This window comes from Alteromonas sp. 14N.309.X.WAT.G.H12, from assembly GCF_036697315.1.
Classification (GTDB): Bacteria; Pseudomonadota; Gammaproteobacteria; order Enterobacterales; family Alteromonadaceae; genus Alteromonas.
The window spans coordinates 1-5,377 of record NZ_JBAHZB010000162.1; the positions used below are offsets into that span (position 1 = coordinate 1).

Consider the following 5,377-nt stretch of genomic DNA (forward strand, 5'->3'; position numbering starts at 1 on the left):
AAGCCACACTGGCGATGGTTGCCCCAGGTATTGCTGAAGCGCTGATTGCCACAGCCATTGGTTTGTTTGCTGCTATTCCTGCGGTTGTTGCTTACAACCGGTTTAGCTACAAGGTGGAAAAAATAGAAAATAGCTATGGCAACTTTATGGAAGAATTCTCCGCCATTCTTCATCGTCAGGCTACGTCTGCGCAAGTGCAGTAATCCAACTTTCGGAGGCAAGCCATGTATACACGTAAAAGGCGTCGTCCAGTATCGGAAATCAATGTTGTACCCTACATTGACGTGATGCTGGTACTGCTTGTTATCTTTATGGTAACAGCTCCGCTAATTTCCCAAGGCGTTAAGGTTGAATTGCCTAAAGCCAGTGCGCAACCCATTGAGCAGGACGATATTCCACCGCTCATTGCATCTGTTGACGTACAAGGGAATTATTTTCTTAATCTTGGTGATGAAGACACACCACTGGGCACGCAAGAACTCACCGCATTGGTAGCGGCAAAACTTGAGAAAGAGCCGAATACACCGGTTGTGGTAAAAGGTGATGGTCAGGTGGCATACAACGAAGTCATCCAGCTAATGGTATTGTTGCAACAAGCGGGCGTACCCTCTGTGGGTTTAATGACCGATCCAGTGGATGAATAATTAACTTTATGGGTAAACTTTCTGGTGATCAGCAAGCCGTTGTTAAAGCGATTGGCGTGCACGTGTTCATTGCTGCGGTGTTGCTGATCAGCGTCACTTTTTCCTCCGATCCCGTTTTCTTATCCAGTGATAGCGAAGCGCCGGTGATTCAGGCGACCTTTATCGATGCGCAGGCAATCGCGGATAAAAAGCGGGCGGAACAAGCTGCCCAAGCACAGGCGCGAGAGGCAGAACGGCAACGCAAGGCCAAGGAGGCCGCGGCGAAAGAACGTCAGCGTAAAGAAGCCGCAGCACGGCGGGCTGCACAGAAGAAAGCGGCGGACAAAAAACGCCAGCAGGAAGCCGAGCGTAAAAAGCAATTGGAGTTGAAACAATTAGCCGCCCAACAGGAAAAAGAACGTAAAGAAAGGGAAGCCAAAGCAAAGGCGGAAGCCGCGCGAAAAGCAAAAGAAGCCAAAGAAAAAGCCGAGATGGACAGGATCCTGCAAGAGCAACTGGAAGCAGAGCGGGCAGCACAGGCGAAACGGCGGCAACAACAGGTGTTATCTGAGGTTGACCGATACCGGGCGTTAATTACCGCGACCGTTCAGCGTTATCTTATTGACGATGATAGCTTTACCGGTAAAGAATGTCGGCTAAATATACGTTTGGCAACATCGGGGTTTGTAACAAAAGTGACCCGCTTAGAGGGAAATGACGCACTATGTCGTGCAGCAGAAAGTGCCGTACGCCGACCAGACAAATTGCCTATGTCTGATGATCCGTCGGTTTACGAGCAAATAAAAGATATCAACATAACGGTGAGATTGTAGTGACGATGAGACCAATCAGGATGTTCGTTGGCGTGTTCCTATTAGCAATAACTAATATGGCACAGGCTTCGTTAGAAATAGTGATAACCGAAGGTGTAGATAGCGCACGTCCCATTGGCGTGGTGCCATTTAAGTGGGAAGGCACAGATACCATCCCCCAAGGTATTGCCGATGTGGTGATGGCCGATTTAATGCGAAGCGGAAAATTCAGTCCGATTGCCTATAATAAAATGCCCCAACAACCTTCCACCGATAAGCAGGTCAATTATTCGGCCTGGGCATCAATGGGTGTAGATACAATCTTGGTTGGCACAGTGGCACAAACGGGTGCCGATAAATATCGCGTTTCTTTTGAACTTATCGATGTACTTAGAGGGCAACAGACCGGTGGCAGTGGTCAAGCCATGCACAATGGCCAGTTAGTGAGCAGTGCAGATCATATTATTGATGCTCGTCAGGCAATTATTAGCGGCGCTGATTTTCGTCAATATGCACACCGTATCAGTGATGTAATTTACGAAAAATTGACAGGGGAGCGAGGTGCATTCTTAACCCGTTTGGCGTATGTTGTGGTGCGGGACCGGGAAACGAATGCGCTGCCTTATCAACTGGTTATTTCAGATTATGACGGTGAAAATGAAACCCGGTTGTTGTCATCCCCTGAGCCATTGATGTCGCCATCATGGTCACCGGATGGCGAAAAGCTTACCTATGTGAGTTTTGAAAACAAACGTCCGCAGATTTTTATCCAGGATATCTATACGATGGAACGGACAAAAATCACTGATTTTCCAGGAATTAACAGCAGTCCAGTATTTTCTCCTGATGGTAAAAAACTGGCGATGGTACTGTCTAAAGACGGTAATCCGGAAATTTATGTGATGGATTTGGCCACAAAGAAATTGCAGCGAATTACCCGAAACCGTTCTATAGATACTGAGCCAGCGTGGACGCCAGACGGGAAGAGCTTAATTTTTAGCTCGGAACGGGGTGGTAAACCACAGATTTATAGCGTAAATTTATCATCAAGGAAAGTGAGACGACTTACTTTCCAGGGCGAACAAAATCTTGGCGCTACCATTACACCTGACGGTAAACAGATGGTTTTGGTAAATCAGACCCAAGGTGATTATCATATCGCTAAACTTGGATTGGACAATGGCGGTATACAGGTGTTGACGAAAACCTATTTGGATGAGTCTCCCAGTATTGCCCCGAATGGAAGCATGATTATTTACAGCACCCTTCATAATGGCACACAGGTATTATCCTTGGTGTCGTTGGACGGTCGCTTTAAGGCTAGGTTGCCAGCCACAAATGGACAAGTGAAGTCGCCGAGTTGGTCACCATTTTTGTTTTAATACCAATTAACATTAAAAAATATAAGGATTAAGAGGATGCAAATGAATAAAGTGATGAAAAGCTTCATTATCGCCTTGCCAGTGGTGACTATGATGGCCTGTTCGTCCGGTCCATCAGAAGAAGAGTTAGCCGCAGAGCGCAACCGTGTAGCTCAAGAGCAAGCAGAAGCCGAGCGTCAAGCACTTGAAGCAGAACAAGCCCGTGTTAAAGCGGAAGCCGCTCAGCGCATGCAGCGTCAACAGGAAATGGTTGAAGAGCAAATGGCTGCCTTGAAAAAAGAGCAGACTGTTTACTTCGATTTTGACCGTGCAACTATTAAAGGCGAGTTCCAGACTTTATTAGACAAACATGCAGAGTTCCTTGTTCAGCATCCTGATCAGCAAGTGGTTATCGAAGGTCATACTGACCAACGCGGTACACCTGAATACAACATCGCCCTAGGTGAGCGTCGTGCACAAGCGGTAGAAACTTACCTGATGAATGCTGGCGTAAGCAGCAGCCAAATCTCCACGGTATCTTACGGTGAAGAGAAACCGGCAGTGATGGGCTCTACAGAATACGCGATGGCACAAAATCGTCGTGCTATTGTTGTTTATCAGTAAGGGCCAACGCTTTGGTTAAGCCAAACTTACAGGGCGTCACCTTGTGTGTCGCCCTTTGCGTTTCCACGTCATTACAGGCTCAGGCGCCGGTTTATGATGTCGACAATACACCAACTCAGCCCCAGGTTTCTGTTGGCACAGAGGGACAAAGTTCGTTAGAACAGCGTATTGTGGTGTTAGAGCGTATTGTGCAAAGCCGCACTGAGATGCAGCATCGTTTGCAACAACACTTAGACACCATGCAAGGCGAAATTGATGAGCTACGTGGTGCCGTTGAAGTCAATACGAATCAATTGGAAAAAGTGTTAGAGCGCCAACGCGAATTGTATCTTGAGATCGATAAGCGTGTAGAGGCTCTAAAACAAGGCTCTGGGATGACGAACTCGGTGAACACGCCCACAAGTGGCAATATAACGCCGACACCGACATCCACACCATCGCCGAGTGCCACATCAAGTGCTTCTTCTCAAGATGAGGGGGAAGCGTACGAGGCAGCGGTAAACTTGATTTTAAAATCCAGAGAGTATGATAAGGCTATTCCCGCCTTTCAGTCTTTTCTGGCAGAATTTCCTGACAGTGGGTATGCACCGAATGCACATTACTGGTTAGGTCAATTACTGTTCAATAAACAACGATGGTCAGAGGCATCAGAGCAATTTAATATTGTTATTAATAAGTTTTCTGATTCTGCCAAAAGACCGGATGCGTTACTTAAGCTTGGCGTTATTTCTGAAAGACAGGGAAATAAAACTGAGGCGCGAACACTTTTTGAGCAGGTGATTCAGGAATATCCTAATTCATCGGCCACCAAGTTAGCCCAGTCAAGATTAAATGGACTATAAAAAAACCTCCTTTTGGGAGGTTTTTTTTTATTTTCAAAAAAATTTACGCGCCATCACACATAACCCGTTCTAAAAAATCGACCTCTTTTTTCCATACAACAGGTATTTCTCAGTAGGTTTACTAACCGATTTGCTTTCATTTTGACCGTTTAAACAAGAAATTACCGAAAAGTGAAAATAAATGCCATTTTTGGGTTGCGCCGCCTCAGAATATGAGTAATATATGCCGCCGTTGCCACAGAGTGGTAACAAACGAAAAGCAATGGGTCGTTAGCTCAGCTGGTAGAGCAGTTGACTTTTAATCAATTGGTCGCTGGTTCGAATCCAGCACGACCCACCACTTTTCTCAAGCCTTTTGAGAAATCGCTTTTCACGCAACCTAAGATGGGTCGTTAGCTCAGTTGGTAGAGCAGTTGACTTTTAATCAATTGGTCGCTGGTTCGAATCCAGCACGACCCACCATCTTAGAACGCTTATCCCCACCTAGCGGGAATCAGAAATATCTCTCAAATTACACAGTCCTTGTAAACACCATCAATTAGTCAACTTGTTCGATGATAATTTTCTTATTGTCTTGTTTATCATAGCGATTAGAACATTACGGCCAAAAGGGCAGTGAGGGTTAAAAACGGATATCTTTGTACCATAGCCCTTGAAACATAAATTTCTATTCATATCTCATGGCTATGTAATTTTTATGACAGTGGGGTATAATTCGCGCCCTTATTGTCGATAATTCAGGCTATGTGATATGTCTATTGCTTTCAGAGTCGATCAGGTTGATTACCCGTTTCCCGCTAAGCCGGCACCTTTGAGTGCCCAAAGAAAAGCTGAACTTAAAAACGAGATAAAGCAACTCTTGCAAGATCGTAATGCCGTTCTGGTAGCGCACTATTATACTGACCCAGAGATCCAGGCTTTAGCTGAGGAAACTGGAGGTTGTGTGGCAGACTCGTTAGAGATGGCGCGATTTGGCCGCAATGCATCAGAGCAAACCCTTATTGTTGCTGGTGTTAAGTTTATGGGCGAAACGGCTAAAATCTTAAGCCCAGAAAAAACCGTGCTAATGCCTACCCTTGAGGCGACCTGTTCATTGGACTTAGGATGCCCTATAG

Annotated in this window: 7 protein-coding genes and 2 tRNA genes; all 9 read left to right on the forward strand. The window is 45.9% G+C overall.

Going from position 1 to position 5,377, the window contains the following annotated elements; genetic code table 11:
• Positions 1 to 203, forward strand: a 203-nt coding sequence (locus V5298_RS19545) for a MotA/TolQ/ExbB proton channel family protein (protein ID WP_332933107.1), incomplete at its 5' end; no start/stop codon positions are given.
• Positions 204 to 224: 21 nt separating this feature from the next.
• Entirely contained in the window at positions 225 to 644 is a 420-nt protein-coding gene (gene tolR, locus V5298_RS19550) for a protein TolR (protein WP_332933108.1), read from the forward strand.
• An 8-nt stretch (positions 645 to 652) separates the two neighbouring features.
• Positions 653 to 1,456, forward strand: coding sequence for a cell envelope integrity protein TolA (gene tolA / locus V5298_RS19555; RefSeq protein WP_332933109.1), 804 nt, complete (start codon positions 653 to 655; stop codon positions 1,454 to 1,456).
• A 5-nt stretch (positions 1,457 to 1,461) separates the two neighbouring features.
• Positions 1,462 to 2,817, forward strand: coding sequence for a Tol-Pal system beta propeller repeat protein TolB (gene tolB, locus V5298_RS19560; protein WP_332933113.1), 1,356 nt, complete (start codon positions 1,462 to 1,464; stop codon positions 2,815 to 2,817).
• A 36-nt stretch (positions 2,818 to 2,853) separates the two neighbouring features.
• On the forward strand, positions 2,854 to 3,420 hold the full coding sequence (pal, locus tag V5298_RS19565) for a peptidoglycan-associated lipoprotein Pal (protein ID WP_332933110.1): 567 nt from the start codon (positions 2,854 to 2,856) through the stop codon (positions 3,418 to 3,420).
• An 11-nt stretch (positions 3,421 to 3,431) separates the two neighbouring features.
• On the forward strand, positions 3,432 to 4,262 hold the full coding sequence (gene ybgF, locus V5298_RS19570; protein WP_332933111.1) for a tol-pal system protein YbgF: 831 nt from the start codon (positions 3,432 to 3,434) through the stop codon (positions 4,260 to 4,262).
• A gap of 264 nt (positions 4,263 to 4,526) precedes the next feature.
• Positions 4,527 to 4,602, forward strand: a tRNA-Lys gene (locus V5298_RS19575).
• Between the two features lie 46 nt (positions 4,603 to 4,648).
• Positions 4,649 to 4,724 (forward strand) — tRNA-Lys (locus V5298_RS19580).
• Between the two features lie 289 nt (positions 4,725 to 5,013).
• Positions 5,014 to 5,377: quinolinate synthase NadA (gene nadA / locus V5298_RS19585; protein ID WP_332933112.1), on the forward strand; the 364-nt coding region annotated here is incomplete at its 3' end.

Excerpts from the sequence above, each read along its gene's own strand:
- tolR (WP_332933108.1), top strand. The coding sequence starts at position 225 with ATGTATACACGTAAAAGGCGTCGTCCAGTATCGGAAATCAATGTTGTA.
- tolA (WP_332933109.1), top strand. The coding sequence starts at position 653 with ATGGGTAAACTTTCTGGTGATCAGCAAGCCGTTGTTAAAGCGATTGGC.
- tolB (WP_332933113.1), top strand. The coding sequence starts at position 1,462 with ATGAGACCAATCAGGATGTTCGTTGGCGTGTTCCTATTAGCAATAACT.
- pal (WP_332933110.1), top strand. The coding sequence starts at position 2,854 with ATGCAAATGAATAAAGTGATGAAAAGCTTCATTATCGCCTTGCCAGTG.